This is a genomic window from Chryseobacterium carnipullorum, from assembly GCF_900142785.1.
Taxonomy (GTDB): Bacteria; Bacteroidota; Bacteroidia; order Flavobacteriales; family Weeksellaceae; genus Chryseobacterium; species Chryseobacterium carnipullorum.
In genome coordinates this window covers 146,805-169,343 of sequence record NZ_FRCD01000004.1, presented here as the reverse complement: position 1 = coordinate 169,343, position 22,539 = coordinate 146,805, and the positions used below count along the sequence as shown (strand labels likewise).

General features: G+C 37.2%; 22 protein-coding genes. 5 read left to right on the top strand and 17 right to left on the bottom strand.

Going from position 1 to position 22,539, the window contains the following annotated elements; translation table 11 throughout:
- From BUC06_RS06195 to BUC06_RS06150, 9 genes are all read right to left on the bottom strand, one after another.
- On the bottom strand, window positions 1-1,770 hold the full coding sequence (locus tag BUC06_RS06195) for an acyl-CoA dehydrogenase family protein (protein ID WP_073331222.1): 1,770 nt from the start codon (window positions 1,768-1,770) through the stop codon (window positions 1-3).
- Between the two features lie 70 nt (window positions 1,771-1,840).
- Window positions 1,841-2,206, bottom strand: a complete 366-nt coding sequence (locus tag BUC06_RS06190) for a four helix bundle protein (protein ID WP_073331219.1) — start codon at window positions 2,204-2,206, stop codon at window positions 1,841-1,843.
- A 52-nt stretch (window positions 2,207-2,258) separates the two neighbouring features.
- Window positions 2,259-3,437: a thiolase family protein gene (locus tag BUC06_RS06185; RefSeq protein ID WP_073331216.1), complete on the bottom strand. Its 1,179-nt coding sequence runs from the start codon at window positions 3,435-3,437 to the stop codon at window positions 2,259-2,261.
- Between the two features lie 43 nt (window positions 3,438-3,480).
- Entirely contained in the window at window positions 3,481-3,843 is a 363-nt protein-coding gene (locus tag BUC06_RS06180) for a four helix bundle protein (RefSeq protein ID WP_073331213.1), read from the bottom strand.
- Between the two features lie 61 nt (window positions 3,844-3,904).
- On the bottom strand, window positions 3,905-6,298 hold the full coding sequence (locus BUC06_RS06175; protein WP_073331210.1) for a 3-hydroxyacyl-CoA dehydrogenase/enoyl-CoA hydratase family protein: 2,394 nt from the start codon (window positions 6,296-6,298) through the stop codon (window positions 3,905-3,907).
- A 55-nt stretch (window positions 6,299-6,353) separates the two neighbouring features.
- Window positions 6,354-6,806 carry a MarR family winged helix-turn-helix transcriptional regulator gene (locus tag BUC06_RS06170; RefSeq protein WP_034751372.1) on the bottom strand — a complete coding sequence of 151 codons (453 nt, stop codon included), beginning with the start codon at window positions 6,804-6,806 and terminating at the stop codon, window positions 6,354-6,356.
- A gap of 165 nt (window positions 6,807-6,971) precedes the next feature.
- On the bottom strand, window positions 6,972-7,895 hold the full coding sequence (locus BUC06_RS06165) for an ABC transporter ATP-binding protein (RefSeq protein WP_073331207.1): 924 nt from the start codon (window positions 7,893-7,895) through the stop codon (window positions 6,972-6,974).
- Window positions 7,896-8,378: 483 nt separating this feature from the next.
- Window positions 8,379-9,350: a FecCD family ABC transporter permease gene (locus tag BUC06_RS06155; protein WP_073331201.1), complete on the bottom strand. Its 972-nt coding sequence runs from the start codon at window positions 9,348-9,350 to the stop codon at window positions 8,379-8,381.
- 23 nt (window positions 9,351-9,373) lie between these two features.
- A complete protein-coding gene (locus BUC06_RS06150) occupies window positions 9,374-9,934 on the bottom strand; it encodes a TlpA family protein disulfide reductase (RefSeq protein ID WP_073331198.1) in 561 nt (186 codons plus the stop codon).
- 32 nt (window positions 9,935-9,966) lie between these two features.
- Between BUC06_RS06150 and BUC06_RS06145 the strand changes: the two genes are divergently transcribed.
- Both BUC06_RS06145 and BUC06_RS06140 read left to right on the top strand, forming a co-directional pair.
- Window positions 9,967-11,091 carry a ferredoxin--NADP reductase gene (locus tag BUC06_RS06145; protein ID WP_073331195.1) on the top strand — a complete coding sequence of 375 codons (1,125 nt, stop codon included), beginning with the start codon at window positions 9,967-9,969 and terminating at the stop codon, window positions 11,089-11,091.
- 56 nt (window positions 11,092-11,147) lie between these two features.
- Window positions 11,148-11,705 carry a SanA/YdcF family protein gene (locus tag BUC06_RS06140; RefSeq protein ID WP_394363676.1) on the top strand — a complete coding sequence of 186 codons (558 nt, stop codon included), beginning with the start codon at window positions 11,148-11,150 and terminating at the stop codon, window positions 11,703-11,705.
- On the opposite strand, the gene tamL is transcribed toward BUC06_RS06140, so the two are convergent.
- Window positions 11,702-14,311: a translocation and assembly module lipoprotein TamL gene (gene tamL, locus BUC06_RS06135; protein WP_083563992.1), complete on the bottom strand. Its 2,610-nt coding sequence runs from the start codon at window positions 14,309-14,311 to the stop codon at window positions 11,702-11,704. The two genes, BUC06_RS06140 and tamL, sit on opposite strands and share 4 nt — an antisense overlap.
- Here tamL and BUC06_RS06130 point away from each other — a divergent pair.
- Window positions 14,297-15,028: a TrmH family RNA methyltransferase gene (locus tag BUC06_RS06130; protein WP_073331189.1), complete on the top strand. Its 732-nt coding sequence runs from the start codon at window positions 14,297-14,299 to the stop codon at window positions 15,026-15,028. The genes tamL and BUC06_RS06130 overlap by 15 nt on opposite strands.
- A 139-nt stretch (window positions 15,029-15,167) precedes the next feature.
- Here the strand turns inward: BUC06_RS06130 and BUC06_RS06125 are convergent, their stop codons facing one another.
- From BUC06_RS06125 to porQ, 5 genes are all read right to left on the bottom strand, one after another.
- Complete coding sequence (locus tag BUC06_RS06125; protein ID WP_073331187.1) at window positions 15,168-15,665, bottom strand: phosphoribosyl-ATP pyrophosphatase; 498 nt, start codon at window positions 15,663-15,665, stop codon at window positions 15,168-15,170.
- 3 nt (window positions 15,666-15,668) lie between these two features.
- Window positions 15,669-15,977 carry a phage holin family protein gene (locus tag BUC06_RS06120; protein WP_073331184.1) on the bottom strand — a complete coding sequence of 103 codons (309 nt, stop codon included), beginning with the start codon at window positions 15,975-15,977 and terminating at the stop codon, window positions 15,669-15,671.
- A gap of 79 nt (window positions 15,978-16,056) precedes the next feature.
- Window positions 16,057-16,407 (bottom strand): YtxH domain-containing protein, encoded by a 351-nt coding sequence (locus BUC06_RS06115; RefSeq protein ID WP_073331180.1) that lies wholly within the window; start codon window positions 16,405-16,407, stop codon window positions 16,057-16,059.
- A gap of 96 nt (window positions 16,408-16,503) precedes the next feature.
- Complete coding sequence (gene cmk, locus BUC06_RS06110) at window positions 16,504-17,178, bottom strand: (d)CMP kinase (protein ID WP_073331177.1); 675 nt, start codon at window positions 17,176-17,178, stop codon at window positions 16,504-16,506.
- Window positions 17,179-17,261: 83 nt separating this feature from the next.
- On the bottom strand, window positions 17,262-18,254 hold the full coding sequence (porQ, locus tag BUC06_RS06105; protein ID WP_073331174.1) for a type IX secretion system protein PorQ: 993 nt from the start codon (window positions 18,252-18,254) through the stop codon (window positions 17,262-17,264).
- A 166-nt stretch (window positions 18,255-18,420) separates the two neighbouring features.
- On the opposite strand from porQ, the gene pyrH reads away from it, so the two are divergent.
- On the top strand, window positions 18,421-19,128 hold the full coding sequence (pyrH, locus tag BUC06_RS06100; RefSeq protein WP_073331171.1) for a UMP kinase: 708 nt from the start codon (window positions 18,421-18,423) through the stop codon (window positions 19,126-19,128).
- Between the two features lie 138 nt (window positions 19,129-19,266).
- Window positions 19,267-19,821 (top strand): ribosome recycling factor, encoded by a 555-nt coding sequence (frr, locus tag BUC06_RS06095; RefSeq protein WP_073331168.1) that lies wholly within the window; start codon window positions 19,267-19,269, stop codon window positions 19,819-19,821.
- Window positions 19,822-20,091: 270 nt separating this feature from the next.
- Here frr and BUC06_RS06090 read toward each other — a convergent pair whose 3' ends face one another.
- Window positions 20,092-20,883, bottom strand: a complete 792-nt coding sequence (locus BUC06_RS06090) for a hypothetical protein (RefSeq protein WP_073331164.1) — start codon at window positions 20,881-20,883, stop codon at window positions 20,092-20,094.
- A gap of 154 nt (window positions 20,884-21,037) precedes the next feature.
- Window positions 21,038-22,492, bottom strand: coding sequence for an LptF/LptG family permease (locus BUC06_RS06085; RefSeq protein ID WP_073331161.1), 1,455 nt, complete (start codon window positions 22,490-22,492; stop codon window positions 21,038-21,040).
- Between the last annotated feature and the right edge of the window lie 47 nt (window positions 22,493-22,539).

Here is a 22,539-nt window from a genome sequence, read left to right as displayed (position 1 = left end):
CTAATAAGCTCCTTTAGCAATATAATGAGCAGCTACTTTTTCAGTTAAGGCTACTACATTTGGATGGTTCGTATATTTCGTGAACCTTCTTAATCCTGAAAGCATCATTCTCTGTTCGTCACCTTCAGCGAAAGAAATAATACCTTCTTTAGCTGCTACGATGATTTTTTCAACAGCTTTGTAAAGGTTAAGCTGCGCCATCGCTGCTTCTACAGACTCAGGAGAGAAGTGTTTCTCTGCTCTCAGAATAGCAGATTCAGCCATATAGATCTGGTTAAGGATTTCAGAAGCATTCAATAATAAGTGCTGCTGTTTTTCAATATCCATCATGTATTTTTGAAGGGCAGCTCCTGAAACCATTAAGAATACTTTCTTAAGGTTGGCAATGATCGCTTTTTCTTCAGCCATGAATGCCGAGTAATCAGGAACGTCAAATGAAGGAATTCCCATTAGTTCTTTGCTGATTGCCATGGCAGGAGAAAGCAGATCCAGTTCTCCTTTCATTGCTTTTTTAATCAACATTCCAACCGCTAAAAGACGGTTAATCTCGTTGGTTCCTTCATAGATTCTTGCAATTCTTGAATCTCTCCATGCTGCTTCCATAGGCATATCTTCAGAGAAGCCCATACCACCGTACACCTGAATTCCTTCATCAGCCGTATGTTGAGTCAAATCTGAAACGAAAACCTTCAAAATAGAAGCTTCCACCGCAAATTCTTCAACCCCTTTTAACTCAGCTTGCTGGTGATTCATTCCACCGGCAACCAATTCGTTGATTTTATCTTCAACATCTTTTGCTGCTCTGTAAGAACCTGCTTCAGCAACGAAAATTCCGGTTGCCATTTCTGCCAGTTTCTTTCTGATCGCTCCAAAAGTTGAAATAGAAACGCCAAACTGCTTTCTTTCATTAGAATATTGAAGAGAATGGTTGAGGATTCTTCTTTGTCCGTCAAGGTTGGCTGCTGCCAATTTGATTCTTCCAACGTTCAAAGCATTCAAAGCGATTTTGAAACCGTTGTTTCTCTCCCCTAAAAGATTTTCAGCAGGAACTTTCATGTCATTAAAGAAAACCTGTCTTGTAGAAGACGAACGGATTCCTAATTTATGTTCTTCCTCACCGAAAGTAAGACCTTCAGTTCCTTCTTTTTCTACGATGAAACCTGTAATGTTTTTATCATCATCAATTTTGGCGAACACGATGAAGATTTCTGCAAAACCTGCATTGGAAATCCACATTTTTTGTCCGTTGATGATATAATGTTTTCCGTCTTCGGAAAGTTTTGCTCTTGTTTTTCCAGAGTTTGCATCAGAACCAGCATCCGGCTCTGTCAGACAATAAGCTCCGAATTTTGTACCCGTTGCCAAATCCGGAAGATATTTTTTCTTTTGTTCCTCTGTACCATATAATAGAATAGGAAGGGTCCCGATTCCGGTATGAGCTCCATAAGCCGTTGCCAGAGAACCATTGGCTCCTGAACAGTAATCACACGCTAACATGGTATTCACAAAGCCCATTCCAAGGCCGCCGTACTCCTCAGGAACAGCAACACCCAAAAGACCCATTTCACCCAACTGACGCATTTTTTCTTCAGTTAATGCATAGTCTTTTTTCTCAAATCTTTCTTTTTGAGGAATGACTTCTCTGTCGATAAATTCTTTTGCAGAATCACGAAGCATTTTTTGCTCTTCACTCAGTTCTTCAAGAGTGAAAATATCATTTGCAGGAATTTCCTTGATGAGGAATTCACCTCCCTTAACTATATTACTCATTTGTTATGATTTTAAATTTTAGATTGTTTTTAAGATTATTAGATGATAGACTGATAGATAATAGATTGTATTACTGATTTAAAGTATTTTGAAAGACCATTGTTGCTTTTTGAAATTCCTCAATTTTAATCTCAAAAGCTTCACTTTTTTCATCAGATAAATATTTTCTGTGATTTGCCAATACAATTTGAGTTTGTAATTCAAATGAAGAACCTAAGGAAATGTCTAAAAAGTGACTGAAAGACTTATTTGTTCTGCTTGAACCTTCGGCTATATTAGAAGGAATGGAGATTGCACATCTATCCATCTGGCTTTTCAGACCATATTTTTCATATGCTGGAAAAGTATCAGTTAGGTCTAAAGTAAATTTTGCTAATTCTAAACCCATCTGCCAAATTTTAAGTTTTTTAAAATTATGCCTTTTAAAATTGCTCATAATTTTTTTGTGCTTGTAAAGTCTATTATCTATTGGTCCATTATCTCATTATCTATAATAATTCAAAGATTGAAGCTGCTCCCTGTCCGGTACCCACACACATGGAGACCATTCCGTACTTGTTGCCGCGTCTTCTCATTTCGTCAAGAAGCTGAACAGTCAATTTTGTTCCGGTACATCCAAGCGGGTGACCAAGAGCGATCGCACCTCCATTGACATTAAGAATATCAGGATTTAGACCTAATTCTTTTTTGATCGCAACAGACTGTGATGCAAATGCTTCATTCAGCTCAATAAGTTCAATATCTTTTAATTCAAGACCTGCCTGTTTTAGAGCTTTTGGAATAGCATAAATAGGACCCATTCCCATAATTCTCGGTTCAAGACCTGCTGCGGCATACGCTACTAATCTTGCTTCTGGCTCAAGCCCTAACTCTTTCACCATTTCTTCGCTCATCACCATGACGAAAGCGGCTCCGTCACTCATCTGAGAAGAGTTTCCGGCCGTTACGCTTCCTCCGTTAGCAAATACAGGTCTCAATTTAGCCAGACCTTCCAAAGAAGTGTCTTTTCTGGGACCTTCATCTACAGAAAAATCAAACTTTTTAGTCTGCATTTTTTGATTTTCGTCCAAGAAATTATATTCCACAGGAATTGAAACGATCTGGCTGGCAAATTTACCTTCAGCATTAGCTTTTAAAGCTTTCATGTGAGATTCAAAAGCGAACTGATCCTGTTCTTCTCTTGTAATATTATATTGTTTGGCCACTTCTTCAGCGGTGTAACCCATTCCCCAATAATAATCAGGGTTTGTTTTTGCGATATCTGTTTCCGGAACCGGCTTGTAACCACCCATTGGGATATAAGACATAGATTCTGTACCTCCTGCGATGATACAATCGGCCATTCCTGCCTGGATTTTTGCGGAAGCAATAGCAATCGCTTCACTTCCTGATGCACAATACCTGTTGACAGTTACTCCGGGAACTTTATCTGTATTCAGTCCCATCAGAGAAATCAAACGGGCTACGTTTAAGCCTTGTTCAGCTTCCGGCATTGCATTCCCTACAATAAGGTCATCAATTCTGTTTTTGTCTAATTGTGGAAGCTCAGCCATCAATTTTTCAATCACGGTAGCTGCCATTACATCAGGTCTTGTAAATCTTAAACTTCCCTTTGGAGCTTTTCCAACGGCAGTTCTAAAACCCTTTACTATATATGCTTGTTTCATTAGATTAGAGATTTTGAGACAAGAGATTTGAGACTCTTGTCACTTAAATTATTCTTTTATTAATATTTTCTTTAAAAACATAAATCATTTTTTGAACATCATTAAGCTTATCTAGCAATGGTTTAATTACCTCTGAAGAGATAAATTCTAGCTTTTCGCATAAAATAAGTTGAGTTTGAAGTTCATAAGAAGAGCCATATGCAATATTTAAAAAATAGTAAAATTCTTTTTCTCTTTCTCTTCCAGCACCTTCTGCTATATTGGAAGAAATTGAAACAGAAGATCTTTTAATTTGTGAAGAAAGTCCATACTTTTCATCATTTGGCATATTTGCTAATGCTTTATAGACGTCAACACATAAATCAATTGAAATATTCCAGATTTTCAATTTTTTTATATTATGCATAATTTTACCCTTAATTTAGTTCTTTACTAGTCTCTTAGTCTCGAGTCTTTATATCTCAAGTCTAATTCCTAAGTGGTTTTCCGTTCTGCAACATATACTGAATTCTCTCTAAGGTTTTTCTTTCGCCGCAAAGCTGAAGGAAAGTTTCTCTTTCAAGATTCAGTAAGTATTGTTCGGTAACGACTGTTGGTTCAGAAAGATTTCCTCCCACCATTACGTTGGCTAGTTTGTCTGCAATTTTCTTGTCGTGTGCAGAAATGAAATTTCCGGTCAGCATCTGGTCTGTTCCTACGTAGAACATCCCTAGTGCATCTTTACCCAAAACTTTCACCTTCTGCTCGATAGGCTGAGTATAACCGTGTTCTGCTAAACTTTTTGCCAGCATTTTTGCCGTCATGATCTGTGTTCTTTTATCAACGGCAACGATATCTTTTCCTTTTTCAAGGATTCCCATATCGTACGCTTCATAAGCGGAAGTAGCTACTTTACCCATGGCAATGTTCATGAAGGCTTCGCGAAGTCTGTTATTTTTAACATCATCACTGTGGAATTCTCTTGAAGTTCTCAAGGTTAATTCTTTCGTTCCACCACCACCAGGAATAACTCCAACTCCTGTTTCTACCAATCCGATATACGTTTCTGCTGCTGCCACCACCCGGTCTGCGTGCATGGTCATTTCGCAACCACCGCCAAGGGTCATTCCGTGAGGAGCAACGACCACAGGAATAGAAGAGTAACGAACTCTCATCATGGATTTTTGGAAATAGGCAATGGCCATATGTAAATCATCCCAGTCCTGTTCGATAGCCATCATCAGGATCATCGCAAGGTTGGCTCCTACAGAGAAATTCGTTCCCTGGTTTCCAACGACTAATCCGTCATATTCTTTTTCAGCTAAATCAATGGCTCTGTTTAATCCGTCAAGAACTTCGCCTCCAAGAGAGTTCATTTTAGAACGGATCTCGAAGTTGATAATTCCGTCACCCAGATATTCAATAGCAGACCCTGAATTGCTCCAAAGTGTTTTATTTTTTCTGATATTATCTAAAATAATAAAGGCATCCTGACCTGGAATTTTGTTGTATTCTCCTGAATTTTTATCAACGAAAATATTCTGACCTTCTTCATTTACTTTATAGAACGTTTCTACATTTTTAACCCAGTCAGAAACTTCATAGCCTGCATCTTTAGCTAATTCAATACCTTTTTGAACGCCTACTGCATCCCAAATTTCAAACGGACCGTTTTCCCACCCGAAACCTGCTCTCATAGCGTCGTCTATTTTATAAACTTCGTCAGAGATTTCAGGAACTTTATGAGAAACATAAGCGAATAACGCCCCTAAGGATTTTCTGTATAATTCTCCTGCTTTATCTTTTCCACCAATTAACACTTTGAATCTGTCAATTGGTTTGTCAATGGTTTTAGTTAGTTCTAAGGTAGGGAATGAAGATTTTCCCTGAAGCTCGTATTCTAAGGTATCAAGATTTAAAGCATGAATTTCAGATTTTCCTTCTGCATTTTTCACTTTCTTATAGAACCCTTGTTCTGTTTTAGAACCCAGCCACTTATTATCCATCATTGTCTGGATATAATTGGGAAGAGCAAAAACATCATTGAAATTATTGGCTTCAGCACCACTTTGACGAACGCCGTTGGCAACCATTACCAAAGTATCTAAACCTACAACATCAGCAGTTCTGAAAGTTGCGGATTTTGGACGTCCGATGACAGGACCGGTTAATTTATCAACTTCAGAAACAGTTAATCCTAATTTCTGTACGTTATGAAGCAAATCCATCATGGAGAATACTCCGATTCTGTTGGCAATAAATGCCGGAGTATCTTTGGCTAAAACGGTGGTTTTTCCCAGGAATTTAGCTCCATAGCTCATATAGAAGTCAACCACTTCCGGAAGAGTATCCGGGGTAGGGATAATCTCTAAAAGAGGAAGATATCTTACCGGATTGAAGAAGTGCGTTCCCGCAAAGTATTGTTTGAAATCATCGCTTCTTCCTTCAATTAGAAAATGAATAGGAATTCCTGATGTATTAGAAGAAATTAATGTTCCCGGCTTTCTGAACTGTTCAATTTTTTCATAAACAGATTTCTTAATGTCAAGTTTTTCAACAACAACCTCAATGATCCAGTCTGTGTTTTTGATCTTTTGAAGATCATCATCAAAGTTTCCTACTTTAATTCTATCTGCAAATTTTGGAGAATAGAGAAGGGCAGGACTTGCTTTTTTCAGTTTTTCAAAGTTTTCAGAAGCAATTCTGTTTCTTACTGCTTTGTCATCTTTGGTCAAACCTTTTTTCTGTTCAGCTTCCGTCAGTTCAAAAGGAACGATATCCAACAGAGACACTTCCACACCAATGTTGGCGAAATGTGCCGCTATACCGCTACCCATAATTCCTGAACCAAGAACCGTTACATGTTTGATTCTTCTTTTCATATGTAAATTTTTATTATTTCTAAAATCATATGCAACCCTGAGGTTTCATTATCATTTATTTTCTGTTATTAAGTAATTCGTTTGCGATTTTCATGATTTCAGACATCACTTCCTTGAAGGTTTCAATTTTTTCAGGAGCAATCTTTTCCATCACCTTTTTATTGAAATTCACAACCACTTCTTTTGACATATTCCTTGAATTAAGGCCTTTATCAGTAAGTTTGATGATCACTTCCCTTTTGTCGGCGGTGGTCTTTTCCTTATAGATATATCCATTGTCTTCCAGAAGCTTGATGATTCTGGTCAATGAGGTCGGTTCAATCGCCATTTTAGGGCCTAAGTTTGTACTTCGGGTACCTTCTTTGGGATCAATTTTAAGAAGAGTGAGGGCTTGTACAGCGGTTGAATCATGCTCTTGCGCAAGTTCTGTGTACATTTTTGAGACAGCCAACCAGGTCTGTTTCAAAACTAAATCTACGTTTTCTATTTTTTCTCTATTATTATCCATCATTTTTGTACGAATGGTGTTACCCAAATTTAGTAAATATTATGCATGCATAGTATTTATTAACGTTAAATTTTGTTAATAACCTGAAATATAGTGGGTTAAATTGTATGATTAGCATAATACTATGCATGCATAGTATGTGAATTATTTAGTAAAAAAGCAGTATTAATGAATGTTTTTAACGAAATTAACTATTTTTTCGAAAGATTCATATTGTTGCCTGGAAGTGTTGGTAAGGATTTCCCAAAAACCATCTTTATACTCAAAATGAAGTGATGAAAGGTCTTTTTCGGAGTTTTTCTGTAACAGGGAATACAGCATTTCTTTATGAACCTGGGGTGCGGTAATGGAAGGGGGAACGAAGTTTTCATTCACCTGAAATAACGATGCATTCGTCAGCTCATCATGCTGAAGAAGGAGGTCTTCTACCAGCCCTGAGAAAAGCTGATTGTCTTTTACATACCATATTTTATCTGCAAACTCTTTGGCAAGTCTCCAGTCGTGGGACGAGAATAATATGATCTTATGCTGTTCTTTAGCCAGTCTGCGAAGTGTTTTTAAGATGATAAGCTTGTTTTTTTCATCCAGATGCGTTGTTGGTTCATCAAGAATTATAACCGGGGAATTTTGGGTAATAGCCCGTCCAATGAATGCTTTCTGCAGATTTCCGTCCGAAAGGTTTTTAAGAAGTGTGTGGCGGTATTGTCCCAATTCCAGTTCGTCTATAATATGGGAAACTTCTTCTCGGTCCTGTTTTTTCAGTTCAAAATAAAAAGGGTAGTAGATGTATTTTCCCAAACAAATAAGATCTTCAACCGTATAATGCTGCGGAATACTGGATTTTGAAAAAACGATCGCTATATTTTCTGCAATTTCTTTAACAGAAAGGGTTTTTATGTTTTTTTGATTAATTAAAATTTCTCCGCTTAGCAGGGAAAGCTGGTGTAAAATAGACTTAATGAGTGTTGTTTTTCCTACACCATTATTTCCAATCAGAAGGCATACGTCGCCCAGTTTCAGATCTGCATTAGCATTTGAAATTAAGGTAGTGTCGTAGCCTACGTGGGCTTGTTTGATTTCCAGGTGCATATTAAGTTGCGAAAAAAATAATTATTAAAAATAGTAATAAAGGAAAAAGGCTGAAAAATAAATAGAGAATTTTATTTGTCTTAACTTTCCAGATCGTATAACCTCCTAAAATTAGAGATCCCCAAAAAAAGAAAGGTAAAGCCGACATCAGATACCAGGAATGTCCAAATGAGTAAATCCAGTGGAGATTCTTATTCATCCGGAATATGTTGGAAAATCTCATGAATAATAAACCTAATACAAACTGAAGTGTATTTGCAATAATTAATTGTTTCTGTGTTATTGTAATATTCATCAGATTCATTCAATCACAAATTTATAGCGTTCATTTGATCAAATATATAAATTATAAATTTCCTCAACAGAATTCATCAGCAAAATAAGCGATCAAATAAAAAAATGAATTCACCCAGGTTTCTCAGATTATACGGAGCTTATTTTACGGGTTAAAAAATTCACCATTCACAGTTCACTTATTTACCCTTAAACCTTATTTTGTTTCAAAAGCATCAATAAAATCACCGGTATACCAAATACTGAACTGATCACATTCAGAGGAATCTGTGTTTTTTCTGCTATGACGGAGAAAAGCATCATCATCAGCATGCCAAGAAACATATTAAGAATCCACTGTTGCCACAATTTGGAAGGATTATAGATCAGTCTGCAGAAATGCGGAACAATGATTCCAATAAACAAGATAGGACCCAAAAATGCAGTAATAGATGCTGAAAGTAGAGACGAAGCCGCAATGATAAGGATCTTTAGCTGATGGAGATTAACTCCTAAACTCTGTGCGTAAGAAGTTCCCAATGAATTCCCAATCAACGGTTTTATCGTTTTAAAACAGAAAAACAGGCCAGTGAAAACTAGAACAGCCAATACGTAGATCTGGTTTCTGGTCACCATATTATTAGCCCCGAAAGACCATAAAATATAGTTTTTCAGACTCTGATCTTCTGCATAGAACTGCAGTAGCGAGACCACAGCACCCGCAAAAGCAGAAACAAGGAATCCAAATATGATAAGATAAGATTTATCCTGAAATTTATTCGATATGGAAAGCAAAATCAGCATTAATACAAGACTTCCTGCGATCGCTGAAAGGCTGAGAAAACTGTTTTGCAGAAATTCCGGAATCAGAAAATCGTGGGAAAAGAAAATATAAAAGGCAACAGATAAGCTGGCTACAGATGTTATTCCCAATATATCAGGACCTGCCAGTGGATTCTGAAAGTATTCCTGCATCAAAAATCCTGACGTGGGAATGGAAATGCCTGCCAAAAGCATCACAAAGACCCGGTTGATACGGATTTCAGCAATCTGACTTTGGGCAGAATCCTGGAAAAAGTCCTGTAGGTTCAAACTTAAAAATCCTGTGTTCAGGTTGATCATCGCAGTAAACATAATGGCGATGATCAGCAGTAAACACAGGATCTTGAATTTTTTTGACATTATTCAGAAAGAATCTGGATCGTTTATTTTAAAAGAGCTTCAACTTTAGAATTCAATGTTTCTTCGGTCATCATACCCAAATATTCATCGGTTTTATCCCCTTTTCTTAAATAAGTAAAAGGAATTGAGCCACCGTCCCACTGCTTGAAATTAGCTTTAAAAAAAGTTGGATCTAATTTCTGTCCGTCTAAAAGAATAATATTGGAGGCAAGATTGTTTTCGTCTGCAAATTTTTTCACTGAACGGTTCCATTCAGATTTATCGTCAAGGTTGATAAACGTAAATTTCACCGGTTTACCCTTCAGTTCTTCCATTTTTTTCTTAAAATGAGGGATCTCTCTCATACAAGGTCCACACCAGGTCGCGAAAAAATTGGTTACATATAAAGTGTCATTTTTTTGTGCTAAATATTTCCCAAGGTCTTCAGGAGAAAATTCTTTTGAAATAGAAGTGCTTGTTGCAGAAACTGTATTTTCCGTTACTGAAGCCGAGTCTGCCACAGAAGTATTTTCCACTTTCTGGCCTTCTTTTTTACAACTGTAAAGAGCGGTAAGAATAAGGGTTGATAAAATTATCTTCTTCATAAATTATTTTTTGACTATTTTTGAATTGAAGTATGGAACAACAAATCTATAAAGGGAAACTGATACAGTTTCATCCGTTAAAAGTAACGAAAAAGGAACAACTGACCAAAAATACTTTTTCTCTGGAATTCGATATTCCCGGGAATTTGCAGGAGAATTTCAAGTTTGAAGCAGGGCAGTACGTAAGTATAAAATTTATCGCCAACGGACAGGAAGTCATTAATGATTATTCAATGACATCGGCGCCGTATGAAAAGAAGATAAGCCTTGGAATTAAGGTCAACTCATCCAAAGGAGCTACCTCAGAATTGTTCAGGAATTACAATGTTGGAGACGAGCTGATGGTTGGAGAGCCTTCCGGAAGATTTACCCTGGTTTCCAAACCCAGCGAGTTCAGAACCATCGTTGCTTTTGCGGCAGGAATAGGAATTACGCCGATCTTAAGTCATTTCAAAAATATTCTTCATACAGAACCCCGCACCAGACTTTTTTTATTCTTTGGAAATAAAAGTTCTGAGGAGCTTATCTATAGACAACAATTAGATCATCTTGCTAAAATCTGGGGCGAAAGGCTGCAAATCTTTTACTTTTTTTCACAGGAAAAAACAAAGGACCAGTTTTTTTTTGGAAGACTGGATGAAAAGAAACTCAATCTGATCATCAATCAAATTCTGCATCTGGACGATACTGACGAGGAATCTACCATCTGGGATGCCGTAGATGAAGTGCTGATCTGTGGGAAGGGAGAAATGATAAAATCGCTGGCCAATGCGTGCTATCACCATGGAATTCCGAAAAAGAATATCCATTTTGAGCTTTTTGAAGAATATAATGACGATATTTATCCTGTAGAAAAAGAATTTCCCCTGATTGAGAATGTAGAAGTTGTGTTTAAGATGCTAGGTAAAGCGTATGAAACCCATCTTCCTGATAATAAAGAGAAAATCCTGCAACAGCTTTTGATTCAGAAATTTCCGGTTCCTTATTCATGTAAATCCGGAATCTGTGGAAGCTGCGAATGTTATCTTGAAGAAGGAGAAGTAGAACTTCTGGAAAATGAATATCTGACGGAAAAGGAAGAGGCACAGGGAAAAATATTAGCGTGTATGTCTATTGTAAAAAGTAAGAAAATAAAACTTAACTTTGACCTTAGTTGAGAATTATCAGGAACATATTTAACTTAACTTTTATATCAGCAGAAATAGGAATTCTGGTGATATGTTTGTGTAATGCCTGGGTTTTCGGGCTTACAAACGGACGTACCTATACCAAAATTTCAAAAATTCCTCCGCGTGAAGTGGCACTGGTTCTGGGAACTTCTCCCAAGATGAGATCGGGCTTATCCAATCCCTATTTTACCAAGAGAATGGATGCTGCCGCCCTTTTGTATCATCATGGAAAAATTAAAAAAATCATTGTAAGCGGAGAGAAAAGTAAGGGATATAATGAGCCTGCTGCGATGAAAAATTACCTTGTGAATCAGGAAGGGGTTCCCGGTGACATCATTGTAGAAGATCCTAAAGGATTTAACACCTATAAAAGTATTCTCCGCTGTAAAGATATCTATAAAAAGAAGGATGTGATCATTGTTTCACAGGGCTTTCACAATCTCCGGGCGCTGTTTTTTGCAAGAAACAACAATATGAATGCCCTTGGATTTGACGCTCAGGATGTCACAAAACCTGAAAGCTACTACAGGAATCAAGCCAGAGAAGTGCTCGCAAGAGTGATTGCTGTAGTCTATTTCATATTGGGAATTTCTCCGGATTAGAAAGGATATCCGAATGCGATATTCAGAGTGGGTTTGAAGGGCTGGAAATTCTTAAATCTCCATCGGTCTCCATCAGGTTTATTTGGATCATATATCTTATACGCTAAGTCAAGTCTGAAGGTAATATAAGCCACATTGACTCTTAATCCGAATCCACTTCCGATTCCCATCTGTCCCAAGAATTTATTGAATTTAAATTCATCTCCATAGCTGCCGCCATCGCCAGCTTTTCTAATGCTCCAGGTGTTTCCGATATCGGTAAATAGGGCACCTTCATACATTTCATTAAATGGAATTCTGTATTCTATATTGGTCGTTAGTTTTACGTTGTTTGTCATATAGGTACGAACTCTTTCATCGACCTGAGAGTCTGAAGGACCAAGTCCGCCAAATGCTACCCATGCTCTGATGTCATTGGATCCACCGTTGAAATAAGACTTGATAACAGGCATATCTTGAGAATTCCCGTAAGGAATACCCAATCCAATGAACTGACGCAAAACTAATGTCTGATTGCCATTAAATTTAAAATATTTTCGGGTATCAATATCAAACTTTACAAACTGGGCATAAGGGATTCCGAAGATCGTCCTTTGTGGGCTTGCTACAACACCTCCGGCATCTCTTTTTTGATTGAATATGCTTAAAATATTCCCTGCAAGCTCTACTTTTCCATTAAAATAGAAAGCGTTCGGATAATCTTTTTTACCAATCTCGTTATAAACGAAATTATAGATCATTGAAGAGATAATAATATCCTGGGTTTGTCTGTCTTTGTTTACCAGTGATCCCATAAATGCTAAAATAAGATCCTGCCCTTTCTTATCCAGTGTAGTGATGTAGTTGAGGTCTTTCAGAATCATCTCGGAAACAGCATCAATAGAAAGCTGTCCGGACGTAAACTGTTGTTCAAGCTCTGGTGGTTTAGTGGCGAAGTAGCTGGCAAACATATCTCTTCTGATAAGCTCATCATTGGCAAAATAGTCGTAATAGGCATCTTTATTTTTCGTAAGACTGATCTGGGTATTGAAAAGGGTAAGCCTGTGCGATACCTGATCATTAACATTGGCCTGGTAATTCAGTCCAGTATTAAAGTTAATTCTTCCCAAACCGATGTTATTCTGTAATGATGCTCCCAAAAGAATGGATGAAGTGGGAGTGTACCTTTTCGGAAGTAATTTATAGTAATCAAATGGAAGTAATAGTCTAGGGAAATTAAGGGATGCCTGAGCTGAAATTTCGTAGGCTACTTCTCTTTTATCTATATTTTTTGTACTTCTGATGGATCCGAATGTTCCCGAAAGACTTGTAGAAAGGTTTTCTGCTCCTTTAAAAAGGTTTCTTGTGGTAAGATCTACAGAAGGGGATACTCCAAGATTCAGAAGCTGGGAATAATTGATATCTGTTCCAAGTTTAAGCTCGTATTTTGGAAGAGGTTTCAATACATAAAGAATATCAACGATGCTGTCATTGGGTGCAGTCATCCCGCCTCTTCTCAGAGAGTCTCTTGCCTTCAGGATACTGAAATTATTCATCGCAATGAAATTCCTCTTGGTAAGATCCAGATTCTTTTGGTCATATACTTTTTTACTGTCCACAATTACAGCTCTCCATAAAGAAGAAGTTTTGTAACTGTTGTCCATTTTGTGGAATCTTATTCTTCGTAAGCTGTCTTTGATGGTATTTTTAGGAAAATCGCCTGCCTCGTTGACGATGGCCACGTCTATATTGCCTATAGTGGCTACTTTATAAGGGTGGTCTGCAGAATCTTTATGGATCTCCAGGGTAAGGGGAACCTTTTTTTTACTTTTCAGAGAATCTGCTACGAAATAAATCTCTTCATTGGAACTGTTAAATCTATAGTATCCGTTTTCACGCATCAAATCGGTAATCCTCATGACTTCTTTTTCAAGAACGGTCTGATCAAGCCTTTGTCCGGATCTTATAAGACTTTTGTCGAGTTTCTGCCAGTAAAGACCTTTGATCGTAGGGTCTGTAATATTATAGTAATAATCTTTTATATAAGTGGGATCATTATGCTTAATGATATAATCAACAGTGGCCTTCTTGGATGCAGAATCAAGATCATGTTTTACTTTTACATCGGCATCCCAAAAACCTCTGTAAATAAGTCTTTTTTCGATAGATTCCGTGCTTTTTTCACTTCTGGTCTGGTCCAGAATTACGGGCGGAGTTCCCCAACTGTGAAGTAAACGGTCTAAAAACAATGTTTTTCCGACACTGTTTTTCATATTGTATTTAAGGAAAAGTGAATCTCGCAGCTTCTGATTTCTCATTTCGCTGGGGTAGGTCATGTACTCATTGAGTAAAGTATCATATTTAGGATTGGCCATATTGTAAAATCCTAAACTTAGTGGGGCGAACAGAAGTTGCTTTTTATTAGGTTTTTGCTGAACGTAATCTTTCAGTTCTTCATCAACAGATTCTTTCCTGTCTTCAAACTCAAAGTTGTTCTTAGTAAGCAGATATTCACCGTCCGGAACTTTTTTTGTTGTACTGCAGGCATAAAGGAGACCAACAAATGTTGCAAATGAGATAATTTTATAATATTTTTGAGGAGAATTCATATAATGCTTACAGCTCATACAATAAAAATTTTACAGTCTTTAGATAAAAAGAAGTTCAGACAAAAATACAATTTGTTTTTGGTTGAAGGTAATAAAATCATCAGTGAACTTCCTCAATCTAATTTTAAAGTTAAAGAAATATTTTCTACCGATCCGCAAAAACTGGACCGTACCAATATTCCTGTTATTGGGATTACTGAAAATGAACTGAAAAAAATCAGCTTTCTTAAAACACCTAAAGATTCAGTGGCAGTATGTTATCTTCCGGAAGAAGCCAGAAATGATGATAAAGATGTACAGCTTGTTTTAGATGGCCTTCAGGATCCAGGAAATCTGGGAACGATTATCCGTTTGGCAGACTGGTTCGGAATAGAACAGATTATTTGCAGTGAGGATACGGTAGACGTTTATAATCCTAAAGTAATTCAGGCTACGATGGGCTCTTTCACCCGGGTTAATGTGGTGTATACTAATCTGGTTGACTATCTTTCAAAAACAGAGAATATCAATGTAGGAACAGATATGGAAGGGGAAAATATTTATACTTTTGAAAGACCTGAAAAAATAAATCTGATTCTCGGTAATGAAGGAAATGGTATGCGGCCTGAAACGGAGAAGTTTCTTCAAAAGTGCATTACTATTCCGAGATTTGGAAAATCCCAGTCTACAGAAAGCCTGAATGTTTCTATGGCAGCGGGTATTATTTTGGGTCAGTTATTTTCGAGATCTAAATAGGAATTAGAGATGAGAAGCTAGAGTTTAAAGGTTTTTATTGAAAAAAAATATTCTCATTATTGAAATTAGATTATTCTTAAAAACCAATAATGGCAATTCGACTTTCATCAACTAATTTCTAACCTCTAGCTTCTAATTTCTATATTAACTGTTCCAGACTCGAAACACTTTTATTCTTCTGATAAACTTCCAGTTTCTTTCTCACATATTTCAATGCAATAGGAGCGAGGTAGATCATGGCTACCCCCAGAAGTTTTTTCTTCCAATTTGAGCTTTTCATATTGTTTTTGGCATAATTACCAACTACAGCGGTGATGCCCAGTTTGATCAGGCTGTCCGCCACATTACCTCCCAATGCGGTACTTGCAATTCCTACAGCAGTTTGTTTATTGATGAACATATCCTTTACTTCAGAAGTAAGATGTCGGGCAATAACATCCTTACGCAGAACTACTTTTTCATCGCCGTCATCATCTACTTTTTCCTGCAGATACTGGTCTGTAAGGCCATTGGTGAATGCACTAAGACTCTCTTTTGTGTTTTTAAAGGTCAATAGGTTTTCAAGATCGTTGATCTCTCCTTGAAGCAGTTTTTTCTTTCTTCTCAGTTCTTCGATGCTTTCGTATTTTCTGCCCATAGCTTAATGATTTAAAAATTTAATAACCTGATCTGCTACCATATTGACAAGTTTATTTTTAAAAGCAACAATCAGCGCCATGATGATAACGTAAAATCCGGCGACAATAAGAAACCCGTAAGAAGTATTATCAAGGGCCTTGCCGATAAGAAATGCGATTCCAAAATTAAAAAGGATAATAAAAAAAGTAAAAGCAACTAGCAGCACTACAAAGTAGGTAATGAGCCCCGCAGAAAGAGAGGATTTTTCAGTAGCTTCGATTTTCAGAAGATCTATTCTCTTTGATGCATATTCTTTAATAGTCTCTATCATTGTTTTTTTTTAAAGTTACAAAAAAAGGAACTTTCGTGCAAAAAGTTCCTTCCCATAATTTACTCAAAAAATAAACTATTTATTTTTTAAGATCATTCAGTTCCGCTTCTACATCCTTTACTACGTCTGCAGTTTTAGAAACGATCTGATCTTTGTATTTATCATATCCATCTTTTACCGTATGGGCTACACTATTGGCTGTTTCTTTGAAAGTAGAAGAGATGTTGCCATACTGATCTTTTACTTTTTCAGAAACTTCGCCGTACTTGTTTTTAGCCTGATCCTTTAGGTCTCCTGCTTTATCTTTGATTTTCTTTCTTGTTTCTTTACCTTCTTCCGGCGCATAAAGCATTCCTAAGATTACACCTGCTGCAGCACCTGCAAGAAGTCCTGCCAATATACCTGCTGTATTTTTTCCGTTTTTAGACATTTTTAGCTTTTTTAATAGTTAATAAATATTAGTTTTTTACTACGGTTAAATGTACAATTTGTATACCAAAGGAGGTGATACACCTATTAAAAAGTGTTAAATCTTTTTAATGTGAGATAGAATCAGATCTATGGTTTCCTCTTTTGTAAGGGATGTATTGTCAATAACAGTCGCATCTTCCGCCTGCTTCAAAGGAGCGATTTCCCTTTCACTGTCGATCTTGTCGCGACCGATAAGATTTTGTTTTACCTGTTCTCTGTCTGTATGGATTCCCAGGCTTGCCAATTCAAAATACCTTCTGTTGGTTCGTTCGTCAATACTGGCAGTCAGAAAGAACTTATAGTCCGCATTTGGCAGAACTACTGTCCCTATGTCACGTCCGTCCATAATAATGCCACCTTTCTCTGCCAGAGAACGCTGTGAGGTGAGAAGAAAATCTCTTACCTCTTTCTGCTTGGCTACAAGGCTTACATTATCGGAAACCTCCGGGGTGCGGATTTGTTTTGAAATATCAATATGATTCAGGTAAAGAATCAGTTCGCCGTCATTATTTCTGAATTCAAGTTCAATCTGATCTAATGAAGCGAATAACTCCTTTAGATTGATGGAATCATTGGCATCCATACAGTTTTGTAGTGCAAACCATGTAATTCCCCTGTAAAGCGCCCCGGTGTCCAGATGTATAAGACCCAGTTTATCGGCAATAATTTTAGAAATTGAACTTTTTCCGGTAGACGAGTACCCATCGATAGCTATTACAGGTTTTTTCATACCGCAAATTTCAAGAATTTTTTTAAAAAATCAAGACAACGCAGAAAAAAATATTGATTATAATAAAGATTATGGATTCAGAATTATTCTCCTGCGTGGCTGCTAAGGTCCATAGAGACTCCTATCTGGTTCACATTGGAAGAGTTATGGTAACGAACGTGAGCATAATCTATTCGGAATCTTCGTAGTTTAATTCCAAACCCTCCTGAAAGTCCCGAGAAGTTTCTCTGGTCTGCTACCGCAAGTTCATTTCCTCTTTTTGCATTATATCCCAGTCTGATATTAAAAGCTTTTTCCGGGAAAAGTTCTGCCCCGATAGAAAAGTGGTCTGCCAGTTTTCTTCCGAAGCCCACTTCCTGTCCGTTAACATTAAATTCCGAAGAAATATCAAACTGCTGCAAATCATGAGCTGTAATGGTAATGGCCAGTGGAATCGCTTTAAGGGTTCTGGTATATCCCATATCTATTCTGAAGGGAAGGTTTTCTCTGGTTCCGTTAAAAGATTTCAGCTGAAAACCGAAATTTCTCATGACAAGGGAAAGGACTTCTTTGTTCTTTCTATTATGGTAGGTAACTCCCGCAGTCCCCGAAACGGCAGAAGAAGTATAGTTGTCAATTTTTGAAGTGATGAAATTAATGCCCCCACCAATGGTCCAGTCTTCTTCAAACTGGTAAGCATATCCGGCTCCAATGGCTACGTCTGAAGCTTTGAATTCTCCATTTTCGTAACCGCTTTCATCGGTTCTGGGAATACTTCCGTAAGTCATGTATCTGGCATTAATCGTCGCCATATGTCCGTTATCGAAATCTCTGGCATACGATACCGTACCATATTTAGAGTCGGCAAGATACGCTGCGGCATTCACAGAAAGCTGTTGGTCTGAATCTTTATTTAAAAGGGCCGGGTTTGCAATAGCAAATGAAACATCATGGTCTCTGATGGAAATTGCATCACCGCCCAGGGCAGCCTGTCGGGCAGATACAGGGATGTTTAAGAAAGGATAAACATTTGTTCCTGTTTGTGCAAAAGAAACAATTCCTGACAGAATTAATGATAAAATGACAATTTTCTTCAATTCAATTTATAATTAATGCAAAAATAATCCTTTTTCGTACTTATCAAAATATTTCTGACATTATTTCTACGTAAATATTTTTCTTTTTTCAATATTTTTAATGATTATATTTGCAAAATCAAATTTCGGAGAAAATTACTCCGGTAAAGTTTATTAAAAATTAAAGATGAAATATAAAAGAATCCTTCTGAAACTGAGTGGCGAGGCCTTAATGGGGAACAGACAATATGGTATAGACAATGAAAGACTGCAGGAATATGCTGCTGAGATCAAAACAGTAGTAGAAAAAGGCTGCGAAGTTGCGATCGTCATTGGAGGAGGAAATATTTTCCGTGGAGTAGCAGGAGCGGCAAAAGGAATGGACAGAGTGCAGGGTGACTATATGGGAATGCTGGCTACGGTAATCAACGGGATGGCTCTTCAGGGTGCCCTTGAGGATGCAGGAATCAAAACAAGACTTCAGTCTGCCATTGAAATGGATAAAGTGGCTGAGCCTTTCATCAAAAGAAGAGCAGTAAGACACCTTGAAAAAGGAAGAGTCGTGATCTTCGGAGCAGGAACAGGAAACCCTTATTTTACTACCGATACAGCTGCTACACTCAGAGCGATTGAAATTGGTGCTGATGTGATCCTAAAAGGAACAAGAGTAGACGGAATCTATGACATGGACCCTGAAAAGAATGCAGATGCTGTGAAATACAACTCATTATCATTTGACGAAGTGTATGCTAAAAACCTTAAAGTAATGGATATGACCGCCTTCACTTTAAGCCACGAAAATAAATTGCCGATCATCGTATTCGATATGAATAAGGACGGGAATTTAGAAAAGATCGTTGATGGAGAAAATGTAGGAACTTTAGTTGATTTGTAGGTAGAAGGTAGCAGATAATAGGTTGCAGGTAATTTAAAGATTTAGAAATTACGGATCTCTTATTATTCGTTACGGATTATTTACATTTATCAATTATCATTTATAAAAATGTGTAATTTATCAAATTTTAACTATATAATGGAAGAATTAGATCTTATATTAGAATCTGTAAAGCACGACATGGAGGGGGCTGTAAAGCACCTGGATCATGCATTTCAAAGAATTAGAGCAGGACGTGCTTCTACCTCAATGGTTCAGGATGTCATGGTAGAATATTACGGAGCTCCCACTCCTATTAACCAGGTTGCTAACGTTTCTGTACCGGATGCAATGACTATTTCTATTCAGCCTTGGGACAGAACGGCTATCGGTGCTATTGAAAAAGCGATTATCAATTCAAATTTAGGTTTTGCACCTTCTAATAATGGGGAAAATATTATCCTTAACGTTCCACCTTTAACTGAAGAAAGAAGAAGGGAACTGGCAAAACAGGCTAAAGTAGAAACAGAAAATACAAAAATAACGGTAAGAAATGCAAGACAGGATGGTTTGAAAGAACTTAAAAAACTGGAAGGTGTTTCTGAAGATGTTGTAAAAGGTGTGGAAGATGAAATCCAGGGGTTCACGGATAAGTATGTGAAACTTTGTGATGAGCATCTGAAGATCAAAGAAGCTGAAATTATGAAAGTGTAATTTTCAAGTTTAAAAAATATATAAAAGACTGTTTTTTGAGACAGTCTTTTGTTTTACCCTTTAAAATTTCCCGATAAAATTTGTTAAGAGACTGGTCGTGTTGTCAATGATTTAAAGAATATATGTAAGCACGAATACTGCTAATTTGTAAGCACTAATTTTCATAGATTCTCTCGATGCACTGTTGATTTTGGTGAAAAATCAGGTTGTTACTGTTTTTCTTTAGTTTTATTAAAAAGAGACTTTCAATTGAAAGCCTCCTTGTTTATTTTATTTACAGTTTTCGTTGTAATCTGTAATCACTTCATCTACAATTTCCGGTACATTAGACATCACATCATCGATCTGGCTTTTGATCAGTCTTCCAAGTCCTGATCTTTTCTTTTCATCATTTTTAAGAGATGCATAGGAACCGCTGGTCAATTTCCCTTTGGCATAGCTGCAGTCTGCAATAATTATTTTAGCTTTGGCTAAAGTGAGTTCTTCAATTTTACCACCCTTCTTAGAATAAGTGTAAGATGGAGAGTTTCTCATTCTTTCGGTTTCCTTTTCAGCGACTGCAATCTGTCCTCCGGCAGAAAATGTAGTAGGGTAGCCGTAGAGTTTGTATACTTTGATTTTACCATCCTGTACCACTTCTGCAAACTGGTTACTTTTTGTAAGGTTGTTGAAAGCTTTGATGTTTCCGCTTAAACCTCCGGTTGCTGTATTGAAGCCCTCTTTGGTATTGGTGTACTTGATCATTTCAAAATGCCTTTCATTATTGTTTTCGTCAAAGGCAACATATTCCTTAATATCATCCGGATCAAGTGTCTTGAACTTCTGCTTCTTTTTAGATTTGTCGATGTCAGATACCGCAACGAATTTTACTTTTTTCTGATTGCTCCATGGGTTCATGGCATCTCCGTTCAGTCTTACGATTCCTTCAATTTTTTTTCCTCCTTTATCAATGATATACCCGTACTTTTCATCGTTTCTCAGATCATAATCGGTGTTGTCTTCCTGAGCATAAGCGTTGAAAGATCCCAATGTAAGCAGGCTAAATAGTAATACTTTCTTCATGTAATTATTGTTTTTAATATTTTTTTGTAAATATAGCTTTTTATCGTTTAGTTCAAAAAGGAATAAGATACCACGTCGCAAATAAAAAGACCCGGAAAAAATCCGGGCCTGTTATAATCTTTAAATTATTAAATTTTCAATCTTTTAACAAGAATTACTGATATCTCTTATGTTCCTTATTCTTGACAAACCTCTTCGTGATGGGTTTAAACAAAGCTTTGTACTTTTCAGCATCAAACAGCTGTGAGTCTGTAAGCGCTTTATACGTCATCCAGATTCCGAATGGCAGAAGAATCAGATTGGGTAGCCAAGCTGCTAAATAAGGGCTCATTCCTCCTCCCCATGAAATATTCTCGATACCAAGATTCATCACGTAGAAAATAATGAAGATGATGATCGCAATAATTACGGGAAGTCCCATTCCTCCCTTTCTGATGATCGATCCTAGACTGGCACCGATCAGGAAGAAGATGATACAGGTTACAGAATAGGAAATGATTCTCTGCTGGTAGATAACTACTTTACTGAAGTATTTGATATTGGAGCTGAACTCATTCTTTTTACTGGCTGCCGTTGTTTTTAGGTTTTCCAGTCTTGTATATGAATTATAGATGATTTCAAGCTTTTTTTCTCCCTTTACGGTATCCAGTTTGATCTGAGGTTTTGCCACTGCTTTGGATTTATTTTTATCCATATAGGTGATCACAGAATTGGTCTGGCTAAGGACATCGGAACTTACATTCGAAAAGAAAGTCAGGTTCTCTTTTTTACTTTTAGCAACGGTTTCATTAAGCTGACCGTATGTTTGAAAACGGTAGTCATCTGTAATTTGCTCCTTTTCGATGGCTTTGTTAATGATTTCACCAATATCAAAATGCGAAACCAGAGTATCAAATTTAATTGCCTGATCCGGTTGTTTCTGTCTTACGTTTTCACTTTTACCGGCGAAATTATCTTCAAATATATAGCCGTTGTAAAGTTCCAGCTTCAGGAAGTTTTTGTTCGCTGCAGGAACGAATTTTCCTCTTTCTGCCACAATAGACTGCTGATTTTCATAAGTACTGGCCTTTCTGTGTACAAAAACCCCTTCGATGCTTTCTTCATTCTCACCATAGATCTTATCGAATTTTACCATGTATCCCGGAATCTGATCGATGAACTGTCCCGGAGTAAAATTAAGGGCAGGCTTTGTCTGCGCAATATTAAAAAGCATATTCTTGGCCTTTTTCTGAAAATCCGGAATGATATTATTGGAGAAAAAGAAAAGCATGACTGCAAGCACTACTGCAACACCCATGAGGGGCGCCATTACCCGTGTCAGGGAAATTCCTGCCGCTTTCATGGCCGCAAGCTCGTACCGTTCTCCAAATTCACCGAAAGACATAATACTTGCCAGCAAAATAGTAAGTGGAAGTACCATACTGATAACGCTGATCCCCAGGTAAAAAAGAAGTTTGAGGATCTGCCAGTAGCTTAACCCTTTTCCCATGAACTGCCCCAGCTGAACCCAGATAATGTTTACAATAAAGATGAAAAACAAAACGCTGAATATAAAGAAAAACGGTCCAAAGAAGGTTTTTATGATATATCGGTCTAGTATTTTTAACATGCGCCAAAATTAATCAAAAAGCCACAAAGTTTACTTGTGGCTTCTAT

What these genes read in the sequence shown, in the direction of transcription:
- BUC06_RS06145 (WP_073331195.1), top strand. Translation starts at nt 9,967, where the DNA reads ATGGAACAACAAATCTATAAAGGGAAACTGATACAGTTTCATCCGTTA.
- BUC06_RS06190 (WP_073331219.1), bottom strand. Translation starts at nt 2,206, where the DNA reads ATGAGCAATTTTAAAAGGCATAATTTTAAAAAACTTAAAATTTGGCAG.
- frr (WP_073331168.1), top strand. Translation starts at nt 19,267, where the DNA reads ATGGAAGAATTAGATCTTATATTAGAATCTGTAAAGCACGACATGGAG.
- BUC06_RS06130 (WP_073331189.1), top strand. Translation starts at nt 14,297, where the DNA reads ATGCTTACAGCTCATACAATAAAAATTTTACAGTCTTTAGATAAAAAG.
- BUC06_RS06175 (WP_073331210.1), bottom strand. Translation starts at nt 6,298, where the DNA reads ATGAAAAGAAGAATCAAACATGTAACGGTTCTTGGTTCAGGAATTATG.
- BUC06_RS06115 (WP_073331180.1), bottom strand. Translation starts at nt 16,407, where the DNA reads ATGTCTAAAAACGGAAAAAATACAGCAGGTATATTGGCAGGACTTCTT.
- BUC06_RS06165 (WP_073331207.1), bottom strand. Translation starts at nt 7,895, where the DNA reads ATGCACCTGGAAATCAAACAAGCCCACGTAGGCTACGACACTACCTTA.
- BUC06_RS06170 (WP_034751372.1), bottom strand. Translation starts at nt 6,806, where the DNA reads ATGGATAATAATAGAGAAAAAATAGAAAACGTAGATTTAGTTTTGAAA.
- BUC06_RS06090 (WP_073331164.1), bottom strand. Translation starts at nt 20,883, where the DNA reads ATGAAGAAAGTATTACTATTTAGCCTGCTTACATTGGGATCTTTCAAC.
- BUC06_RS06155 (WP_073331201.1), bottom strand. Translation starts at nt 9,350, where the DNA reads ATGTCAAAAAAATTCAAGATCCTGTGTTTACTGCTGATCATCGCCATT.
- BUC06_RS06185 (WP_073331216.1), bottom strand. Translation starts at nt 3,437, where the DNA reads ATGAAACAAGCATATATAGTAAAGGGTTTTAGAACTGCCGTTGGAAAA.
- BUC06_RS06150 (WP_073331198.1), bottom strand. Translation starts at nt 9,934, where the DNA reads ATGAAGAAGATAATTTTATCAACCCTTATTCTTACCGCTCTTTACAGT.
- BUC06_RS06085 (WP_073331161.1), bottom strand. Translation starts at nt 22,492, where the DNA reads ATGTTAAAAATACTAGACCGATATATCATAAAAACCTTCTTTGGACCG.
- tamL (WP_083563992.1), bottom strand. Translation starts at nt 14,311, where the DNA reads ATGAGCTGTAAGCATTATATGAATTCTCCTCAAAAATATTATAAAATT.
- BUC06_RS06195 (WP_073331222.1), bottom strand. Translation starts at nt 1,770, where the DNA reads ATGAGTAATATAGTTAAGGGAGGTGAATTCCTCATCAAGGAAATTCCT.
- BUC06_RS06125 (WP_073331187.1), bottom strand. Translation starts at nt 15,665, where the DNA reads ATGGGCAGAAAATACGAAAGCATCGAAGAACTGAGAAGAAAGAAAAAA.
- BUC06_RS06180 (WP_073331213.1), bottom strand. Translation starts at nt 3,843, where the DNA reads ATGCATAATATAAAAAAATTGAAAATCTGGAATATTTCAATTGATTTA.
- BUC06_RS06120 (WP_073331184.1), bottom strand. Translation starts at nt 15,977, where the DNA reads ATGATAGAGACTATTAAAGAATATGCATCAAAGAGAATAGATCTTCTG.
- cmk (WP_073331177.1), bottom strand. Translation starts at nt 17,178, where the DNA reads ATGAAAAAACCTGTAATAGCTATCGATGGGTACTCGTCTACCGGAAAA.
- pyrH (WP_073331171.1), top strand. Translation starts at nt 18,421, where the DNA reads ATGAAATATAAAAGAATCCTTCTGAAACTGAGTGGCGAGGCCTTAATG.